This window comes from Dyadobacter sp. NIV53, from assembly GCF_019711195.1.
Lineage (GTDB): Bacteria > Bacteroidota > Bacteroidia > Cytophagales > Spirosomataceae > Dyadobacter.
The window spans coordinates 3,221,206-3,240,938 of the sequence record NZ_CP081299.1; the positions used below are offsets into that span (position 1 = coordinate 3,221,206).

The window sequence follows — 19,733 nt, forward strand, 5'->3', positions numbered from 1 at the left end:
TGTGTAATTGCGGACAAAAAAGAATTGAAATGTCTGATTCAGCTGAATACAGTTCATCAGAAAAATATAGTTTGAATGACACTTTTTTTGAGTATACTGGTAAAACCGGCCTTACGGTAACAGGAAGCGTTACCGGCAGGAAATACAGATTTAACAATCCCGGCGATAAGGTTATCATTCATTATAAAGATATGCCGGGTATGCTTACCATTCCTGTATTGAAAGAAGTACTGGAAAAAGAAACCGCCTGAGAACAGCTTATCCAATAAAACAGAATAATTACAGCAGATTATGAAAACGGTCAGCCATGATGGTGTGAGGATAAATTATGACATTTATGGAGCCGGGCATCCTGTATTGCTATTCGTACATGGTTCCTTTAATGATCAGACTTACTGGCAAAAGCAGGTTGAATATTTCAAAAAGGAATATCAGGTTATAACCATGGATCTTGCCGGCCATGGTCAGTCGGGGCTAAACCGTGATACCTGGACAATAGAAGAATTTGGCGAGGATGTAATTGAACTGTTGAAACAGCTGGAATTTACTAGTGTAATTCTGATTGGGCATTCTTTGGGGGCAAATGCTGTTTTGGAAGCGGCCGTTGAATTTCCTGATCCTGTTATCGGAATTATTGCTGTCGATAATTTTAAAAATGCAGGAATGCCGCTTGCCAATGAATACCAGGAACAGGCAAACCAGATCATTCAAAATCTTAAAACGGACTTTGCCAATACATCAGGCGATTATGCAAAAATGGTTTTACTGACTAATAAAACACCGCCTGTTATCACCGAAAAAGTCATAAATGCTTACCGGAATGCCGATCCTAAAATGGGCGCAAAATCTATTGAAGCAATTTTCGATTATTCGGCACGGGAAAGAGAATTGTTACAGCAGCTTAATTTCAAATTGTATCTCATCAATGTAGACTATATGCCAACCAATGAAGAGACTCTGAAAAAGTATGCCCGGCAATCCTACGAACTAAATATCATTCACGGCACAAGCCATTTCCCTATGCTTGAAAACCCTGATGAATTAAATAAATCTCTGGAAAAAATAATAAACGAAATTAAAGCAGGTATTTAAGACAAAGGCCATGATTCTGTCTGTCCGCATTCTTAAAAATTCAGCCTGGGTCATTCAGGCCTTGTTGTTTTTCAAAAACCATTTGTCCGTTATCCTTGGATTGGGGCTTATTGCTGCTTTTGGAAGAGCCGCACAACTTGGTGCTTTCGGGCCGGTTACTTCTTTTTATCATTATCTTCTGGAAATCATTATTCAGTCGGCGAGAATATCTATTTTCATATACACTTTGGGATTAACCAATCTTAAAATGGGAGTAGTCCGGTTAAAAAAAATATTATCTGATAAAAATACCTGGCAGGAACATGGAAAAATTGCTGTCCGAAAAATAAAAAAAGAATGGGTTTCTCTTTTGACAAGTTTTGTTATTTATCTTATTATTGCCTTCATTATCAATAGCCTCATCAATTTTGCTACCTATCAGACCTGCCTTTATTTTAAATTAAAAACCAGCGAAATTATTTCTGACAAAGCATCGGAATGGGTTATAATTCTTTTTCTTAAAAATATTTCCGTTATTCCGTTCAGTCTGGTTTTCAATGCTGTATTCTTACTTTGGATTACAAACAAAATGAAACCGGTATCTTTCAATAACTGATTATTCAGCATTATCATATTACCCAAATGAGCAATATATTAGGTTTAAGAACTACCATCTACAAAGTGCCCGATGTTACGCTGGCAAAAGAATGGTATGCCAAAGCATTTGAAACAGCGCCTTATTTCGACGAACCCTATTATGTCGGTTTCAATATTGGCGGTTATGAGCTGGGATTAATTCCTGATGTTTCTCCACCGGTTACAAAATCTGAAAACGTAGTAACTTATTGGGGCGTGAAGGATATTCATACAGAATTTAAAAGATTGACTGATCTGGGTGCCGTTACCCACGAAATACCGGAAAATGTAGGAGGCGATATTATGACGGCTACCGTAAAAGATCCCTGGGATAACCTGATCGGGATTATTTACAATCCGGAATTTAATCTGGAAAATCAGTCCTAATCCTTTCCTGTGCACTTGTAAATGACCGAATCCTCTCAACGCCCGTTTTACCATCAGCTTTCGCACACACTTTTAGCCATTGGAATAATAACACTTGGTATTTATCTGGGGCAGGATATATTGGTCCCGCTGGCTCTGGCCGTATTACTCGCCGTTTTATTGAGGCCGGTTGAAGGATGGCTGATGCACCGCGGCATTCCAAAAGTGCTGTCGATCAGCATTGCTGTTTTACTGGCCGTTTTAATTTTGGCAGGAATAACCATACTGCTTTCCATGCAAATTTCTGATTTTTCAGATGATGTTCCCAAACTCAAACGGAATATCAATGACGCATATCGTGATGTGCGCCGCTGGATACGCCGTGAGTACAGCGTGAGTTACTGGCAACAGGACCAGTACGTAAAAAAGGCGCAAACCCAGACATTGGAAAGTTTTCAGAATGCCGAAACGCTTGGTGTTGTTACCGGGCCGCTTGGTTCTCTGATACTTCTGCCGATTTACGTTTTCCTTTTTTTGTATTACAGATCCATGCTTTTACATTTCATGATTGTCTTATTTGCAGAAAAATACAAAGCGCAGGTAATGGAAATCCTGGGAGAGATAAAATCCATTATACAAAGTTATATGGTAGGGTTGCTGTTGGAAACTGGTGTTGTAGCGTTATTAAACTCCATTGGATTATTACTTCTCAATGTTCAATATGCCATATTATTGGGGATAATGGCAGCTATTCTGAACCTTGTCCCATATATCGGCGGCCTCGTTGCTACGGCTCTTGCAGTAATGATAACATTTATAAACCATCCCGACGGATACACACTTGCAGGCGTTGTGGGTGTATTTCTTGCCGTTCAGTTTATTGATAATAATTTTCTGGTCCCGCTGGTTATTGGTTCCAAAGTGAAAATCAATGCACTTGTTTCTATTGTAGGTGTACTGATCGGAGGCGCTTTGGCAGGAGTTTCCGGTATGTTTCTTTCAATTCCTGCCATTGCTATGATGAAAGTTGTGTTCGACCGGGTCGATGGTATGAAGCCCTGGGGAATTCTGCTCGGTGACCAGACTCCCGAACAAGCCAACAATAAATTATTCGGGTTGGTAAGTATCAAGAAAAAGGTAGCCGAATAGCATTTTATCTTAAACCACTCATTCCGCCATCTACCTGAAATATCTGTCCGGTTATCCAAGCTGATTTATCGGTTAAAAGAAATTCGGCCATGTTTGCTATATCTCCCACTGAACCTATTTTTTTCAACGGATGACGTTGCGCATTAGCCGTTTTCTTTTCGTCAGTGCTTAGTAATGTTGCGGCCAAAGGTGTATCCGTAATGGATGGCGCAATACAATTCACCCTGATATTTGGTGCCAGTTCGGCTGCCAATGCTCTTGTAAGCCCTTCAATTGCACCTTTGGATGCAGCAACAATAGTGTGGTAATTGAAGCCGGTTTGAACTGCTACTGTGGAAAATAACACAATAGACGCATGTTCCGGCTTTTTTAATTTTGGCAACAGAGCCTGAATAATTTTTATAGCTCCTAAAACCTGCAACTGATAATCCTGTAAAAATTCCTCTGGTTTAATTCTGGCAAAAGGTTTCAGATTAATACTACCCGGACAATAAGCCAGTCCATCAATCGTATCAGGCAAAAAGGAAAGGTCTGCATTTTCATCCAGTACATTCAGGTAATGCAAAGAAACAGAATCAGTATTTTCTGTTTTATAAAAAGTACCAAAAACCGTTGCTTCCGTTTTTGAAAGCTGGCTTGCCAATTGTTTACCAATACCGGACGATGCGCCGATAATAACGAAATTTTTCAAAGTGAATGTTTAAGTTTTTTTAAGTAACAATTCATTATTGTTGCTCGTATTGCAAACTGACAGCTTATCCGTGGTACGGCTCGCAATGCAACCATTTTCACTAGAAAACAATCAGGCCGGACAATTTGAAATTATCCGGCCTGATTAAAATAAATTCAAAAAAAATTATGATACAAACTGATTCGCTCTCACGACGCCAGTTGCAATCGTAGCTTTCAGATCATGCAATAAACTGAACAATCCGAAGAATGTTCGGTTGATATAAATGAAATGTTTAGAACCGCGGTTCACATTCATTTTTTTCAATTCTTTATCATTGGCGTATTTTTCTCCCAAGGCCGCAAGTCTGCCAAAAAACTCTTCATCAGAAAAATCAAACGTTTCTGACTGGAATGGCTGGGTAAGCAGGGAAAGAATTTCATAAAACAATTTGGAAAAGAAAACTGTTTCTGTCGGCGTATCTTTATCCAAAAGGATTTCCAGATCAATCAGCCTTTGCCTGAACAACTCCGGATTATTCAATTTGTCCGGTTCTGCCAGTTCGAAATAGGGTTCATAAAAAGAATCAGGAATGGCTTTCATACAACCAAAATCAATCGCAATCAGATTTTCCTGATCATCAACCAGAAAATTACCCGGATGCGGATCGGCATGTACTTTTTTCAACTGATGAACCTGATACATATAAAAATCCCAAAGTGCCTGTCCCACTTTATTAGCCGCTTCCTGTGTAGGATTGGTTTTAACCCATTCCGACAAATGTTTGCCAGTCATCCAGTCCATAGTAAGCACGCGCTCACACGAATACTGACTGTAATATTTCGGGAAAACCAGATTTGGAATATGGGCACAAGCTGCTGCAACCTCATTACTCTGGGCCAGCTCCAGCGTGTAATTTGTTTCTTCAAAAAGCTTCGTTTCTACTTCCTGAAAATATTTGTCCGAATCTTTTGCCTGAATATTGAACATCGCCATTGCAATCGGTTTTACCATCGCAAGATCCGACGAAATACTTTCTGCTACGCCGGGATACTGAATTTTAACCGCCAGTTCTTTTCCATCTGCAAGTGGCTTTGTGAACCTGGCCGATACTTGCAGCATTAATTGCATTGGCATCAAATGTGTCAAAGATTTCAAGCGGGGATTTACCAAAATATTTCCTGAAAGTCCTGATAACCAAAGGAGCTGACAATGGGGGAACCGAAAACTGGGAAAGTGAGAATTTTTCCACATATGCCTGGGGCAGAAAATTCTTTTCCATGCTTAGCATCTGGGCAAATTTCAATGCACTTCCTTTCAGGTTTTTAAGGCCATCGTAAATGTCCTCCGCATTATTCGTATTCAGATTATCCCTTGCCGATTCAGGATTTGTTATTTTTTCACCATAATACTTCAGATAGTTACCTCCAATTTTTACTCCGGTGGTAATCAGTTTGCTCGCACGCTGAATTTTTGAAGTAGGTATTCTGTCAATTGTTTCCATTCCTACTTCAGTCTTTCTTTGATTAAAAATTTACCAAAATCGATTACACTTTCCAGCGGTGTAATATCAATAAGATCAAAAGTTGCGCGAATTGATTTCTCAATAAACAAATCGGTTTTTTCAAATCTGATAGATTCATCGTCCAGCCAGAACCGGAGAGTAACCAGGAATTGTATCCATGCCCCTTCTTCCAGTGCATCCTGCTGTGCTTTCCGAATCCGCTCGCTTTTCACTTTTAAATAGCCTTGGCTAGCTTCTGCAATAAACTGCTTGAAATCCTTTCTGAATTCTTTCAGTTTCGCCAGGTTATTCATCCGGTTTTTATCCTCTTTCAAAGTAAAAACAACATAACTTCTGTTAGCCGTCAGTATTTCAAAATAGGTATAATAGTAAGTAAGCAGCTTATCGCGGAAACCTGTTAAAGTATCGCCGCTTTGATTGATCAGCTGGATAGTGAGTTTATGAAAACTGGAAAAAACACTTTTCTCAATCGATTCAATAGAGGAAAAGTGGTTATAAAAATCCTTTTCAACAATCCCATTCAGCTTACAGAACAAATAAACCGACTCAGGCTTTTTATTATTCTCCAGACAATAATGCATGTACAATTCTGTAATTTTGTCCGCCGTAATATCCATGGGAGCTGTAAATTCCTTGCTTTTTGTTGCCATTATGATATTGAATTAGTAGTCAACCTGATGATTTTCAATAAATTTAACGAAAAACGTATATTTTTCTTACGTCCGTTTTTGTGAAGATCTCCAACTGTAATGATTACTTAGTGATAAGATCATGCCAGCAAAATAACCAACAATTAATCAACAAATTTATGAACGGAATAGTCCATTTTGAGACATTTATTTTAGCAGGATTATTACTGAATCTAACCCCCGGAAACGACACCATTTTTATATTAAGCCGCAGTATTGCACAAGGCAAAAAAGCCGGGATCATTTCTGTACTGGGCATTACTACAGGTTCTCTCGTTCATACTTTACTGGCGGCATTCGGGCTTTCAATCGTTATAGCAAAATCGCTGTTTGTTTTCAATATTATAAAGTTTGCCGGAGCAGCATATTTGTTTTATGTCGGTTTCAAAATGCTGACAGACAGAAGTCCGTTAAACACAGAAAATTCAAGCTTGAGTAAAGAAATTAATCTGATGAAAATATACAGGGATGCAGTTATAACCAATGTATTGAATCCGAAAGTTGCCATGTTTTTCATTGCCTTTTTGCCTCAGTTTATTAATCCTGCTGTAAACAATACGGTTATACCTTTTCTAACATTAGGCATAACTTTTACTATTACAGGCATGTTATGGTGTCTGATGCTGGCTAATTTTGCCGCCCTGATTTTTTCCGGGTTAAGAAACAATAAAAAAATATCGGGGTATATCAATAAAGCCTGCGGTACAATACTTGTAGGATTGGGAATGAAAATTGCACTTACCAGCAGAACATAAATCTTCCGCAACCGCCCTATTATACTTCTTTGTGCAATAGGTTTTCCCATAAAAAATTCAATTCAAAAAACCCATCAATGCTCGAAATACGAAGAACAAACAGTGATAATCCTGATTTTCATCAATTAACACAGCAGCTCGATATTGCACTTTGTGAAATTTATAACACGATGATAGAAGATTATGAAGAATATAACCGGATTGTGAATCTAGACACAATAGTTCTGGCTTATTTTGACGGAGAGCCGGCTGGCTGCGGATGTTTCAGAAAATTCAATACCGATTCCATGGAAATAAAACGGATGTATGTAGTTCCTCAACATCGCAAAAAAGGAATTGCATCGCGGATCTTATACGAAATGGAGACTTGGGCAATTGAGCTGAATTATACTTATGCCATACTTGAAACGGGGAATAAACAACCGGAAGCTGTTGAATTATACCAAAATCTGGGCTATACGATTACCAGTAGTTATGTAAAAACAGATTACAGTGTGTGTATGATAAAGAGTTTGTGGGCTTCATGATCTTTAATCCTTTCAGATAGAATATATATGATTTTAGGTTAACCCCGGTTGCTGCCGGGGTTATTCACATTACAGCAATTAGTGCTTGCCGGATGTAATCATTTTAACTCCTGAATATATTTGTATTTAAAAAATCATTTCTGAATTTTCCCTTTGGGTCATATTCTTTGGCTATTTCCCGGAATTCAATCAGTTTAGGAAATAACTTTTCGAGTTGGGCCGGTGCTATCGTAAATAGTTTTCCCCAATGTGGTTTGGCGTTGAATGGTGCCAGTTCTCTTTCAATAACCGGCAATAATTTGCTCACTGCCGGCCAATCCTGTTTCCAGGTAAAATGAATAGTAACACTATCCTGTTTGTAACAAGGGCTCATCCATAAATCATCAGCAGCAATTGTTCGGATTTCTGACGTAAATAAGTGTGGGCCAATCTGGCTTCCCATTCTGGAAATTGCCATAATTGCGTCCACTGCATTTTGACGCGGAATATAATATTCGGTTTGCAGCTCTACACCACTGCTTGGCGTAAAACCCATTTTGAAATGTGGCATACGTTCATACCAGGGACCGGCTACTCCCATTTGTTCAGTACAATTTTCTGCTGAAAGTTCGGGGATCGGATGCAGGTTTTTGGTAGCAAGTTTAGCTCCAAGCCATTCTGCTTCCGGCATTCTTTTGTCATCCGCACGTCTTTTAAGCCATATTTCAGTAATATGCTGACTTTGCCAGTTGGTGAACAGACTTACGCTGTAACCGCTTCCTTCAATTTCATCAAAATGATCCTTCAATTGGGTAATTGGCATGTTTTCATATACATGCTGCGTCATCTGAAATGTTGGCTGCAGATCGAGCGTGACCTTGGTAACAACGCCCAATGCTCCCAGATTTACAACAGCTGCTTTGAATTTTTCACCGTCCTTATCCCGTGAAAGTTTTACAATATCACCTGCCGCTGTAACCATTTCCATTGCTGACACAGCCGTAGATAAATTGCCATTTTTTTCACCGGATCCGTGTGTTGCAGTAGCACATGCACCGGCAACGGATATGTGAGGCAAAGAAGCCAGGTTATGTAATGCGTATCCTTTTTTATCCAGATAAGGACTGATCTGACCATATTTGATACCAGAATTAACCGTTACCGTTTTTCCGGAAGGATCAATAGAAATATCATCTGCCATGTTGACCAGCGATATAAAATTGTCCTTTGAATCGGCGATCGTGTTAAAGCAATGCCTGGTTCCCAGCACTTTAAATCGGTCATATTTTTTTACCAGCTCCTGTACCTGTTGTATAGACTTTGCCTGATCCAGTTTTTCTGTGCTATAAGTAAGGTTACCAGCCCAGTTTTTTAATTTTTCGCCGGTTGCCCAGCCAGTCAAAGGTGAAAATAATGGAGCTGTCATTAAAGCAGATGATATTTTGAGAAATTGTCTTTTTTTCATTGTGCGGGCAGGAGAAATGAAGCTAATAATATGATTTTATTGACAAATTACTTAAATTATTGAACATTTCAATTATGGTTTATTTCTTGTTCATTTCTACCACCTGTTTCAATATCCCCAAAGACTTCCCAATTTCCGATTCATTCAAATTTCCAAAACCCATTCTGACCGCACTTAATTTTCCTGTTTGAAAAAGAAGCGTTTGTGGTAAATAGAGATCTTTTTTCAAACACTCCTTACTCACTTTAAGCAGATTAATATCCGTTTCCCATTCTGTCCATACAGCCAGGCCTCCCGGTGGTACCGTATATGTACAATAATTCTTAAACTCGCTTTTCAGTAATCCGCAAAGTAAGTCACGGCGTTCCTGATATATCTTTTGCGCTTTTTTCAGGTGGCGCTGAATTTCGCCTTCATTGAGCAATTCCCCCAATGCCTGTTCCATCATCAGATCTCCCTGACGGTCAATAATACGCCTTAATTTAGCCAGTTCAGCTATGAAATTTTGGGGAGCCACAATGTAGCCTGAGCGTAATCCGGGAGCTAATGCCTTGCAAAACGAACCGATATATACCACCATTCCCGATGCATCGGCACTTGCGAGGGGTAAAACCGGACTACTGTGGTAGTGAAAATCGTAGTCATAATCGTCTTCCAGAATGACAAAACCATACTGAACCGACAGATTCAAAAGTTCAATCCTTCTTTCTGCACTCAGTGTAACCGTAGTTGGATAATGATGATGAGGCGTGAGATACAGCATTCTGATCCGGGTAGTAGCACATAAACTTCTTACGGCTTCCACTGAAATTCCCTGATCATCAACAGGAACCGAACGAATATTTGCGCCGGCCTGCTGGAAAATCATATTGGCAACATAATAGCTCAGGTCACCTACAACAACATGGTCTCCGGGTTCGATCAGGAGCATGGAAGCCAGGTAAATTCCCATCTGAATACCCCGCGTGGTCATAATATTTTCTTTTCCAATATGTAAACCGCGGGTATTATTAAGGTAAGAAGTAAGCTGTTCCCGAAAATATTCATTGCCTTCTACATGCGAATAACCCAGATATCTATTATTATTTTTTCGTTTCAAAACACTGGAATAGGCTTTTGATAGCTTATCCATTGGTGCCAAACGAACATCTGGTAAACCGTCCGTAAATTCCAGTTCTGCTTTTGAAACCGATACTGACCTGTCGAGCAGCATGCTTTGACGAAAAGTAAAACCTGTTTTTTCAGGATAAACTGCCGTGTAATCCAATTTTTGCCTTAAAGGCCCGGATGGCATAACGAGCGATTTCATGGTTACAAAAGTTCCTTTATTCGGAATGGTCTCAATCCAACCCTGGGCGTCAATCTCGGTATAAGCAGCAACTGCGGTCTTTCTATGAATTTGTAGGATCTCTGCCAACGCGCGTGTTCCGGGAAGTTTTACACCAGGTACCAGTACACCATGTTGTATTGTATTGATCATTTTACGCGCAATCTGCATATAGACCGGTGTCTCGGAAAATCTGTCTATTGCCAGTATATTTTTAAGTGGTATTTCAACCGGACTACTCATAATATCAAAACCGGATCATGTTAACAGTCCGGAAAGGTAGTATTTTTACATCGGCTTTCGGCAGTTGGCTTTCGAAACCTGATGATCAATTTTATCAGTTTGTTACCCGCTAATGGAAAGTGATAGCTGACCGCCGAAAACCGAAGTACTCTTTACATCTCTTTTCCATGAAAAAAACTTTATTTAAATCCGTCTTTTTATTTTCCATTGTTGCTGCCCAGGTAACTTTCGGTCAGGAAATTTCTCTTGATCCTGTGACAGTTACTTCTTCTCTGATCGAAAAACGTGCGTCTGAAACGGGCAGGAATATAGCTGTCATTAAAGGTGATTATTTTCAAAATCTGCCGGTTCACAGTATTGATGATTTGTTGCGTTATGTTCCGGGTGTAGAAATCCAGGCCCGTGGACCAATGGGCTCACAAAGTGATATTGTACTTCGTGGCGGTACGTTTCAGCAGGTTTTGGTGGTATTGGACGGTTTGCGGCTGAATGATCCGAATACAGGTCATTTCAACAGTTATATTCCTATTGCGCCTTCAGAAATTGAACGGATCGAAGTATTAAAAGGCGCTTCATCTGCTATTTATGGTTCCGAGGCTGTTGGTGGCGTTATACATGTAATATCAAAAGCATTTGCAGCAAAACTACTGTCTGATGGATCTCCGGAAGAAAATTCTTCTGATAAAACGGCATTAAATATTGGATTAACAGGTGGAGAATACGGATTAAAGAACGCAAATCTGGGTGCTTTTGTACAAAGAGATAAACTTGCCGTATCTGGCGGGTTGTTTTCCAATAATGCTACCGGCGTACAGCAAAGAGGGACGCGTGGATATTTTCATAATAACACAGCTTCCGTTTCAGCAAATTATGCGATTTCTCCGGATTTCAACCTGGCATTAAGAAGCTCTTATGACAACCGGGATTTTGCTGCACAGAATTTCTATACAACTTCCAGGGCAGATACGGCAAACGAGCAGGTAAAAACATCCTGGAACCAAATTAAAGCTGGTTATAAAAAAGGCAAATCGGCGTTTTCTGTTGACGGAGGTTATAAATATGTCAAAGATCAGTACCTGTTCAATTCTGCTTCAATCCGTAATAACAGTAAGTCGCGGCTTTGGCAGGGGTTAATTACCTGGCAACAGTCTTTTACTAATAAAACGCAGCTTATAACGGGGCTCAATTACCAGCGTAAAAGCATTTCGTCCAACGACCGTGGTGATCATTCCATTAATCAGCTGGCTCCGTTCATTTCATTATCACAGCGGATCGGCGAATATTTTACAGTGAATCCGTCTATCCGTTTCGACTGGCGCCAGCGAATTGGCACGGAAACTGTGCCGCAAGTAAATATCTCATTCAAAAAAGAAAAACTTCAATTACGTGGAAGTGCCGGAAAAACAATTCGTGATGCTGATTTTACAGAAAGATATAACAACTACAATAAGCCAATAGTAACTACCGGTAGTAAAATAGGCAGTCCCGGTTTGAAGGCAGAACGTTCCTTCAGTTATGAAGCCGGAGCTGATTTATTTCTAAATGATATAAAAGTATCAGGTACCTTTTTTCAGCGTTTACAAAAAGACCTGATCGATTATACCAATACATCCTACGCGGAAATGCCACGAAAAGACAACCTCATTTCGACCGGGACTTATGCGTTGGCCAAAAATGTAGCGAGTGTGAATACCACAGGTTTTGAAGTTGATCTTCAATATGCACGAACAATTAATGAAAAGCAAAAATTGTGGATTACAACAGGACTTACCCGGTTGAATAGCGCAAGCAGCGATTTGAAACCCACATTCTATGTTTCTTCCCACGCCAAATTTCTTATCAATTTTTCTGTTCTGTACCAATTTTCCGGATTTTCTGTGAGTGTTAATGGATTATATAAAAGCAGAGCTGCACAGGAAGCAACATCCTTGCAAACTTCGGTTTCAAAAGAATATTTTATATTAAATGCCAAAGCGGAGTATGCATTTCTTAAGAAAACATTATCAGTTTTTGTTCAGGCCGATAATGCTTTTAATACTAAATACAGTGATTTATTGGGCTCTCAAATGCCCGGGAAATGGATGATGGGAGGAATAAGGTACAGTTTTACAAATTAATCAGAGAAGCCGATATTTGACCTAAATAAAAAAAGCCAAGTAAACAATAAATTAATACACCTATTTATGAATTAATTGTGAATTTTACTTTGTTTATAAAAGTAATTCTACTATTTTTATTAAAAATGTAAAATAAATTTACAGATAGTGTATTTTTTTGCTAACATTTTTTTTACAATAGATATAAGCGTAATCAAAGAGTACTGTAGTTTTATTTAATCATACTCAACTTAATCCGGAATCTTCAAAAGTACAATTAGAGGAATTACGCCTGTTAAATGAATTGTTGTTAAAAAAAACGAAGATGGAAACAATTTACAATTGTAGCCCAAATCTATTTAAAATAATGGTTGAGAGATTACCGGTAGCGGCAATTATCCTTGATCATAATTTTAATCACATTTATTCTAATCCGGCATTCCTGAATTTTTCCGGATTAAGTTCTTCACAAATTGTACTCAGGGATTGGTCGCTGTTTCTTGATAGCAACGATAAGGAGTCATTATTTCATTTGCTGTCCGAAATAAATGCTTCCGGAGCGTTTTCTGAGGATAAGTCACTGACAATTTTTAAAAACAAAGGCAGCAATAATTCCCCGGCGGTGGTCATAACACCGATGAATGATCCCACAACGGCGAATATTTATTTACTTTCTTTTTCAATACCAGCTGCTCAGGAATATAACTACGAACTCACAGTCACAAATGCACCAACACAAGAATTAATACATAAAAAAGCGGCGCGTTACAGTCCAAAAAATGTAATTAAAAATAAAATTCAAAATCAGAAATTAGCAAAAAATCAAATTCTGAGAAATCAGTCTGGTACAGAAGAATATATTGCCAGTTTGAAAAAGGCAAATGAACTCAAAGATAAAATTTTAGCCATTATTTCCCATGATCTCCGCGGGCCGATCACTTCATTGAAAGCCCTGAGTTCCAGCTATTTTTTTGAAGAACTTACAGTTGCGGAAAGAAACGGGTTCAGAGAAAGCTTGTTAAAACAGCTTGATGCAGTATGTGACCTTACTGAAAATTTGCTGCGGTGGGCTACATTGTCTTTTTTGAAACAGGACTCAGTTGAAAGCAAAGCACTGAATATATTTGAAATTGTGAAACAGAATATAGAACTGGTCAGTCAGCATGCACTTTCAAAAAGCATTGTGATACTCAATAAAATCCCCGATGGTATCATGACAAGAGCAAACAGGGACCAGATTGATATTGTGATCAGGAATCTTATTTCTAACGCAATTAAATATACTCCAGCCAATGGCACAGTAAGTATCTCGGGTGTTGATTTACAAACACATACACAAATCTGCATCACAGATACCGGCATTGGAATTACCAAAGAACAACTCTCAAAATTATTCACTTATTCACATAGTAATACTTATGGCACTGACGGAGAAAAAGGGACCGGCCTCGGATTGCTGTTATGTAAGGAATACGTGGAGTTTAATGGTGGAAAAATATCTGTTTCCAGTGAGGTAAATACGGGTACAACCATTGTTATAGAACTTCCCAATGCTGAAATAAGTCATAAAAACTATAATGCCGCTAATAGTCCCGCCAAAATAGAAGTTGCCAAAGCGGCTTGATCTGTACCTTTTTGTTTTCTTCAATTTCCAGGTTGCTTTGTTGCATCGCCTTTAAACTTGGTCTATACTAATAATTTCCTGTTATAGATTAATTGGAATATTAAAATCTATACACTTAATTGAATTTTTGCAACAACACTATTTATATAGATTATTAATTATTTAGGTCAGATATACGAGTTCACCCCAAATTGGTGATTATATTGATTAATAAGCAATTACTTCTTAAAAAATATTAAATAACTCACAATCAATTATTTAATATTAAAAATTTATTTCAAAGTTCATCTCAATCTTTTTTATATCGGTGCTTTCACCCCAAAAACAATGTAAAATACTCTTTCACCTATTAGTTTTGAGATATGAAAGTAGTTAAGCAGTGGTTTGTATTTAATACAGATCGCCTTCACTATCAGAGTAAGCTCTACTCTAAAAAGTTACTACCAAAGAAATAAACTCAACGTTATCTTCATTTAGAAAACCTCGCCGGACTGGTGAGGTTTTCTTGTTTTCACACGTTTGTTTAAATTAATTTTTATTGCCCGTTTACTTTTTCTTTTACTGACAACAACTATAAATTCCTGTATTTGATCGAATTTTGCAATCAATCATCAGCATTCATCAATGACCCGCCACCGGTATTTTATTATTAACAAGCCTGCAAATATGGTTTCCCAGTTTGTCAGTCCTGATGACGTGCGCTTACTTGGTGACCTGCAATATGACTTTCCGGAAGGTACTCATGCAATAGGAAGGCTCGACAGCCATTCGGAAGGCTTGCTGATATTAACTACAAACAAAAAAGTAACAAATTTACTGTTTCAGGGAGAAGCTCCTCATAGGCGTACATATCTGGTACATGTTGGCCACGTAGTCACGCTTGAAACCTTGCACACGCTAAGGACAGGAATTGGCATTCAGATCAAGGGCGGAATAGAATATGTTACTTCGCCTTGTGAGGTCGAAATTGTTGCCAAACCTGCAAATTTATCTATCGAAAAAGGAGAAGAACGGGACATACCGCACACCTGGCTGCTTATCACCCTGACAGAAGGGAAATACCATCAGGTAAGAAAAATGGTGAGAACAGCCCGGCACCGTTGCAAACGGCTGATCAGGATGAGTATCGAAAATCTTACGCTCGATGATATGAAACCTGGTGAAGTGCGGGAAATTGAGGAAAATGATTTTTTCCAGAAATTAAAAATCGGAAACTGGAAATAATGTATGGTGACATTTCCTTAAACCGTAGAAAGACCGGTAAAACGGAGTGTTTGCCAATTATCAAAAATATGTTCTTACTGTTATAAGCCTGGTTACTTTTACCACGTTGGTAATTCGTTTATCCTGGATTGAAATAAAATATTGGCTATGAATTTAATCGGTAATATTATCTGGCTTGTTTTCGGAGGTTTTGTGGTATTTCTACAATATATGATTTCCGGCTTTGTGCTCTGTCTTACTATCATTGGAATCCCGTTTGGCATTCAATGTTTCAAAATAGGATTTCTGACGTTGCTTCCGTTTGGCAGGGAAGTACGCGAAATACCGGGCAACACAGGTTGTTTGTCAACCATTTTCAATATTATCTGGATTGTCATAGGCGGTATCTGGATCGCCTTAACTCATCTGTTTTTCGGAATTTTGCTCGCTATCACCATCATTGGATTACCTTTTGCCAAGCAGCATTTTAAACTGATGAGTTTATCTTTCACACCATTCGGAAAAGAAATTCATTGATTATAAAGGCAGTAACAAGCTTGTCAACAGCAAACGTGTTACTGCCTCCAGGTTTATTCCACAATCCAGCGGTTGAGATTATTGTATTTTGCTTCCAAAACAATTTTGAAAAATCCGGATGGATATTTTGATATATCTACTTCTGCTTTTTCATTGGTAACAGGCACTTCGTCCATTAAAAAATACTGATCCCTTTCCCCTTCTTTAAAATGGTTGGTGGTTGAAATCCATATTTTCACTTTTCCTTCCTGATCCAGGGTTTTCCAATTCAGGCTTATTTTATTATTTACCTTCTTTACCGTTGGATAGATAATAGAAAGTTTACCCGTTATGGATACTCCATCTATTTCAAATGACTGTTCTTTGGGAATATAAATATCTAAATGTCTTGCAATTGCGGGCATAATGTCGATGATTCCGGGGATATTAGCAGGGGCAATCCTATTGGTCGCCAGTGATGTATTAAAACTGGCATTTAAATCTTTCGCGTTGGTAACGATCCACGTTCCTCTTTCACGGTCCGATTGTCCACCATGCCCTTTTCCGGTTTTAGAATCACGGCCATGATCTGTGGTAATTACTACCAGCCAGTCTTCATTAAAATTTTTCTCCCGGTATTGCACCGCCTTCCACAACCGGCCCATTTGATCGTCCATCATTTGAATCGCTTTATGGAACTGGTCACTGTCACCATATTTATGCCCCATATCATCCGTATATTCCAGATATACCCACGACAGGTCCGGACTATTGGACTGAATATACGAGGCTGTTTCGTCTACTACCTTTTCATCAATCTGATGGATGTATTGTTTTTCTTTGTCATGTGGAAAATGAATAGTATCAAGTTCAAAACCATCAAAAGGATAATTGATACGGATTTTGTTGGTTTCTGGTAAATTTTCTCCGATCAGTCTGGTCCGGTTATCGAGCCAGGTGGAAAAGACAGCACTTCTCTTATTTGGGTATTGTTCCTTCAAAAAACGAAAAATGGTCCAGTAATTATAATTTGGATCTTTGATATCATTATCCCAGACATTATGCTTATTGACCCAGCTACCAGTCAGCAAGCTGTTGTAACCCACTGCTGAAATAGTCGGTGTTTCAGAATATGTCCCCCTTTCGCCGCCAACATGTGCCCTTGTATAACCGCCGATTTTCGCTATGGCATCCAGGTTAGGTGTAGCAATTTTCTCTTTCGAATCGCTTGAAATCCCATCTACTATCACAAAAAGTGTTTTCTTGATTTTCTGTGCATATGTCATTTCATATCCGCAGAACGAAAACAATAAAAAGAACAGTACTCTACTTTTATTAATGGACATGGCAGATAAGATTTTAAATTTGGTTACAAAAGTAAAATAGCAGCCCGGTATTACACAGGCTGCTATTTTACTTTTATGTTAATTCATCGGCAAAAATTATTCACCAAGTAATTCCTTACGTTTTTTAACAAAAATTTCTTTTGTTTTTTCAAGCTTAATTTTTTCCGCTGCTGACGCTTTCGCAATTTTAGCATCAAGACGGTCGATTTCATTAGTAACCGCAACATATTCTGCGTGCGCCGATGCACTTAGCTTATCAGCTTTTGAATCTGCTGCGTCAGCTGTTTTGTTTGCAGCATCTTTTACATCTGAAACCGCTTCTTTACCCGCGTCTTTCACATCTGTTGCAACCTCTTCAGCACCTTCTTTTGTGTCTGCCGCAGCTTCCTTAACATCTTCGCTCACTGCTTCAGTTGCTTCTTTGGATTCCTCCTTCGCTTTTTTCGAGCAGGAAGAAAGAGTAAAAACGCCCAGCAAAAGTGCAAATCCAATATTTAAAAAGTCTTTTTCATTTGGTGTGGAATTTGATTTATTAATAAGTGTAAATAATATTCTAAGTAAAATCTTGTCTTTGGTAAATAGGACGCGAAATAAAAATCAGGTAACAAAAAAAGAATACGCTTTTGTTTATTGTTTCTGATCTGCAATGTCTTTCTTCTTTTTATTAAAAACATAAACCACTCCAAAATGGCTTTTCAAAACCCCACTGTCAAAACCGTCTTTGACATAGGGATTGAGTTCCAGGGCAAGCTGAATTTGCCTGTTTTGAGGAAGCGGAGCAATACGCACGCCGACATTAACCGAATATCCGTCAATCGTAATCAGATCTGCATCAGAATCCGCAATACGGTATAAAGGATTCAACCTTACACCGCCGCCAATATACCATTGTACTACTTCTCCCCTTTTCAGGTTAAACATTGGAAGTATATCTACACTCAGGCTACTGAACAATGAGTTAGTCTGAAAACGTGAATCCAGCCAGACTGCCCTTTTGGGATTGGTACTCACCGATAGCAAACTACTCCATGGATAATACCCTACAGATGGTTGTGCTTTAAGGTTTTCGCGGCTGCATAGCGTGAATAAGATAAGCAGTAAAATTACTTTTTTCATGATGAAATAATAAAACCAGAAACTGGCATGATGCTAAGAATAAACTAACGGCGCATTGCTTTGCCAAGTTTTCCAGCTGCCTGCATCGTGTTCATTTTCTTCATCATCTTTCTCATTTCATCAAACTGCTTGATTAAGTTATTCACCTGTAAAATGGATGTTCCGCTGCCCGTTGCAATTCTTTTCTTACGGCTTCCGTCAATCATATCAGGATTTTCACGTTCCTTTTTAGTCATGGACTGGATAATTGCCTCGATTGGTTTGAAAGATTCATTATCAATGTCCATATCTTTCATCGCATTGCCCATTCCCGGAATCATACCAATCAGATCTTTGACATTGCCCATCTTTTTGATCTGCTGTAACTGGCCCAGAAAATCGTCAAAATCAAATTTATTCTGACGCATTTTGGCGTTGATGCGTTTGGCTTCGTCTTCGTCAAATGCCTGCTGGGCACGTTCAACAAGAGAAATAACATCACCCATTCCCAGAATCCGGCTCGCCATACGATCCGGATAGAAAGAATCAAGTGCTTCCATTTTTTCACCTGTACTAATGTACTTGATAGGTTTATCGACAATCTGCCGAATGGAAAGAGCAGCCCCACCACGTGCGTCACCGTCTAATTTAGTAAGGACAACACCGTCAAAATTCAGCCTTTCATTAAAGGTTTTTGCAGTATTTACTGCATCCTGTCCGGTCATGGAATCCACTACAAACAGAATTTCGGAAGGATTAACAGCAGATTTGATATCCTGTACCTCCTGCATCATCACTTCATCCACTGCCAGACGACCGGCTGTATCTATAATGACAATTTTCTTACCTATTTTTCTTGCATGCGCAATGGCATTTTTGGCAATTTCAACAGGATTTTTGTTTTCTAGTTCGGAATATACCTCAACTCCAACCTGTTCTGCCAGTACTTTAAGCTGTTCTATCGCAGCCGGACGATAAACGTCACAAGCAGTTAAAAGAACTTGCCTGCCTTGTTTTTTAAGCAAATAGGCCAGTTTTCCGGTGAATGTCGTTTTACCCGAACCCTGTAAACCTGCAATTAATATAACAGCCGGATCACCTTTGATGTTAATTCCTTCTGCCTGGCCGCCCATCAGCTCAGTCAGTTCTTCCTGAACAATCTTAACAAACATCTGGCCAGGTTCAACCGATATCAGAATTTTGCGGTCAAGCGCTTTTTCCCTGATCCTGTCAGTAATATCCTTGGCAACCTTGAAGTTAACATCCGCATCTACCAATGCTTTACGAACCTCCTTAGTAGTTGCAGCAACATTTATATCTGAAATTCTATCCTTTCCTTTTAGTGTGCGAAAGGCATTATTAAGCTTATCCTGTAAGTTTTCAAACATGGAATGATATGTATGATTCTGAACCCTAATTGAAATAATTCACAAAGGTATAAATAAAATAAG

At 38.8% G+C, this 19,733-nt stretch carries 19 protein-coding genes and 1 pseudogene; 11 read left to right on the forward strand and 9 right to left on the reverse strand.

Going from position 1 to position 19,733, the window contains the following annotated elements:
- Nucleotides 1–29: 29 nt before the first annotated feature.
- From KZC02_RS12940 to KZC02_RS12960, 5 genes are read left to right on the forward strand one after another with little or no spacing between them, the layout of a single operon-like run.
- Nucleotides 30–251 (forward strand): hypothetical protein, encoded by a 222-nt coding sequence (locus KZC02_RS12940; RefSeq protein ID WP_221394475.1) that lies wholly within the window; start codon nucleotides 30–32, stop codon nucleotides 249–251.
- Nucleotides 252–291: 40 nt separating this feature from the next.
- The gene (locus tag KZC02_RS12945) at nucleotides 292–1,092 is read left to right on the forward strand and encodes an alpha/beta fold hydrolase (protein WP_221394476.1); all 801 of its coding nucleotides are present in this window, start codon (nucleotides 292–294) and stop codon (nucleotides 1,090–1,092) included.
- Nucleotides 1,093–1,102: 10 nt separating this feature from the next.
- On the forward strand, nucleotides 1,103–1,687 hold the full coding sequence (locus KZC02_RS12950; RefSeq protein WP_221394477.1) for a hypothetical protein: 585 nt from the start codon (nucleotides 1,103–1,105) through the stop codon (nucleotides 1,685–1,687).
- 26 nt (nucleotides 1,688–1,713) lie between these two features.
- Nucleotides 1,714–2,094 (forward strand): VOC family protein, encoded by a 381-nt coding sequence (locus tag KZC02_RS12955; protein ID WP_221394478.1) that lies wholly within the window; start codon nucleotides 1,714–1,716, stop codon nucleotides 2,092–2,094.
- A 21-nt stretch (nucleotides 2,095–2,115) separates the two neighbouring features.
- The gene (locus KZC02_RS12960) at nucleotides 2,116–3,222 is read left to right on the forward strand and encodes an AI-2E family transporter (RefSeq protein WP_221394479.1); all 1,107 of its coding nucleotides are present in this window, start codon (nucleotides 2,116–2,118) and stop codon (nucleotides 3,220–3,222) included.
- Nucleotides 3,223–3,226: 4 nt separating this feature from the next.
- Here KZC02_RS12960 and KZC02_RS12965 read toward each other — a convergent pair whose 3' ends face one another.
- The 3 genes and pseudogenes from KZC02_RS12965 to KZC02_RS12975 form a co-directional block, all read right to left on the reverse strand.
- Nucleotides 3,227–3,913, reverse strand: a complete 687-nt coding sequence (locus KZC02_RS12965) for an SDR family NAD(P)-dependent oxidoreductase (RefSeq protein ID WP_221394480.1) — start codon at nucleotides 3,911–3,913, stop codon at nucleotides 3,227–3,229.
- A 165-nt stretch (nucleotides 3,914–4,078) separates the two neighbouring features.
- Nucleotides 4,079–5,396 (reverse strand): annotated as a pseudogene (locus KZC02_RS12970) (ABC1 kinase family protein).
- A gap of 2 nt (nucleotides 5,397–5,398) precedes the next feature.
- Nucleotides 5,399–6,067, reverse strand: a complete 669-nt coding sequence (locus tag KZC02_RS12975; RefSeq protein ID WP_221394481.1) for a TetR family transcriptional regulator C-terminal domain-containing protein — start codon at nucleotides 6,065–6,067, stop codon at nucleotides 5,399–5,401.
- Nucleotides 6,068–6,225: 158 nt separating this feature from the next.
- Here KZC02_RS12975 and KZC02_RS12980 point away from each other — a divergent pair, with 158 nt between their 5' ends.
- Complete coding sequence (locus KZC02_RS12980; RefSeq protein WP_221394482.1) at nucleotides 6,226–6,861, forward strand: LysE family translocator; 636 nt, start codon at nucleotides 6,226–6,228, stop codon at nucleotides 6,859–6,861.
- A gap of 77 nt (nucleotides 6,862–6,938) precedes the next feature.
- A complete protein-coding gene (locus tag KZC02_RS12985; RefSeq protein ID WP_221394483.1) occupies nucleotides 6,939–7,388 on the forward strand; it encodes a GNAT family N-acetyltransferase in 450 nt (149 codons plus the stop codon).
- 103 nt (nucleotides 7,389–7,491) lie between these two features.
- On the opposite strand, the gene KZC02_RS12990 is transcribed toward KZC02_RS12985, so the two are convergent.
- A complete protein-coding gene (locus KZC02_RS12990) occupies nucleotides 7,492–8,832 on the reverse strand; it encodes a D-arabinono-1,4-lactone oxidase (RefSeq protein ID WP_221394484.1) in 1,341 nt (446 codons plus the stop codon).
- A 79-nt stretch (nucleotides 8,833–8,911) separates the two neighbouring features.
- On the reverse strand, nucleotides 8,912–10,402 hold the full coding sequence (locus tag KZC02_RS12995; RefSeq protein WP_221394485.1) for a PLP-dependent aminotransferase family protein: 1,491 nt from the start codon (nucleotides 10,400–10,402) through the stop codon (nucleotides 8,912–8,914).
- A 167-nt stretch (nucleotides 10,403–10,569) separates the two neighbouring features.
- Between KZC02_RS12995 and KZC02_RS13000 the strand changes: the two genes are divergently transcribed.
- From KZC02_RS13000 to KZC02_RS13015, 4 genes are all read left to right on the forward strand, one after another.
- On the forward strand, nucleotides 10,570–12,519 hold the full coding sequence (locus KZC02_RS13000; protein WP_221394486.1) for a TonB-dependent siderophore receptor: 1,950 nt from the start codon (nucleotides 10,570–10,572) through the stop codon (nucleotides 12,517–12,519).
- 304 nt (nucleotides 12,520–12,823) lie between these two features.
- Entirely contained in the window at nucleotides 12,824–14,122 is a 1,299-nt protein-coding gene (locus KZC02_RS13005; RefSeq protein WP_255637430.1) for a PAS domain-containing sensor histidine kinase, read from the forward strand.
- 624 nt (nucleotides 14,123–14,746) lie between these two features.
- Complete coding sequence (locus tag KZC02_RS13010; protein ID WP_221394488.1) at nucleotides 14,747–15,346, forward strand: pseudouridine synthase; 600 nt, start codon at nucleotides 14,747–14,749, stop codon at nucleotides 15,344–15,346.
- Nucleotides 15,347–15,493: 147 nt separating this feature from the next.
- Entirely contained in the window at nucleotides 15,494–15,862 is a 369-nt protein-coding gene (locus KZC02_RS13015) for a YccF domain-containing protein (RefSeq protein WP_221394489.1), read from the forward strand.
- 53 nt (nucleotides 15,863–15,915) lie between these two features.
- On the opposite strand, the gene KZC02_RS13020 is transcribed toward KZC02_RS13015, so the two are convergent.
- The 4 genes from KZC02_RS13020 to ffh form a co-directional block, all read right to left on the reverse strand.
- Nucleotides 15,916–17,187, reverse strand: coding sequence for an alkaline phosphatase family protein (locus KZC02_RS13020; protein WP_221394490.1), 1,272 nt, complete (start codon nucleotides 17,185–17,187; stop codon nucleotides 15,916–15,918).
- 96 nt (nucleotides 17,188–17,283) lie between these two features.
- Nucleotides 17,284–17,664 (reverse strand): hypothetical protein, encoded by a 381-nt coding sequence (locus tag KZC02_RS13025; RefSeq protein WP_221394491.1) that lies wholly within the window; start codon nucleotides 17,662–17,664, stop codon nucleotides 17,284–17,286.
- A 150-nt stretch (nucleotides 17,665–17,814) separates the two neighbouring features.
- Complete coding sequence (locus KZC02_RS13030) at nucleotides 17,815–18,303, reverse strand: hypothetical protein (protein ID WP_221394492.1); 489 nt, start codon at nucleotides 18,301–18,303, stop codon at nucleotides 17,815–17,817.
- A gap of 44 nt (nucleotides 18,304–18,347) precedes the next feature.
- Complete coding sequence (gene ffh, locus KZC02_RS13035; protein WP_221394493.1) at nucleotides 18,348–19,670, reverse strand: signal recognition particle protein; 1,323 nt, start codon at nucleotides 19,668–19,670, stop codon at nucleotides 18,348–18,350.
- Between the last annotated feature and the right edge of the window lie 63 nt (nucleotides 19,671–19,733).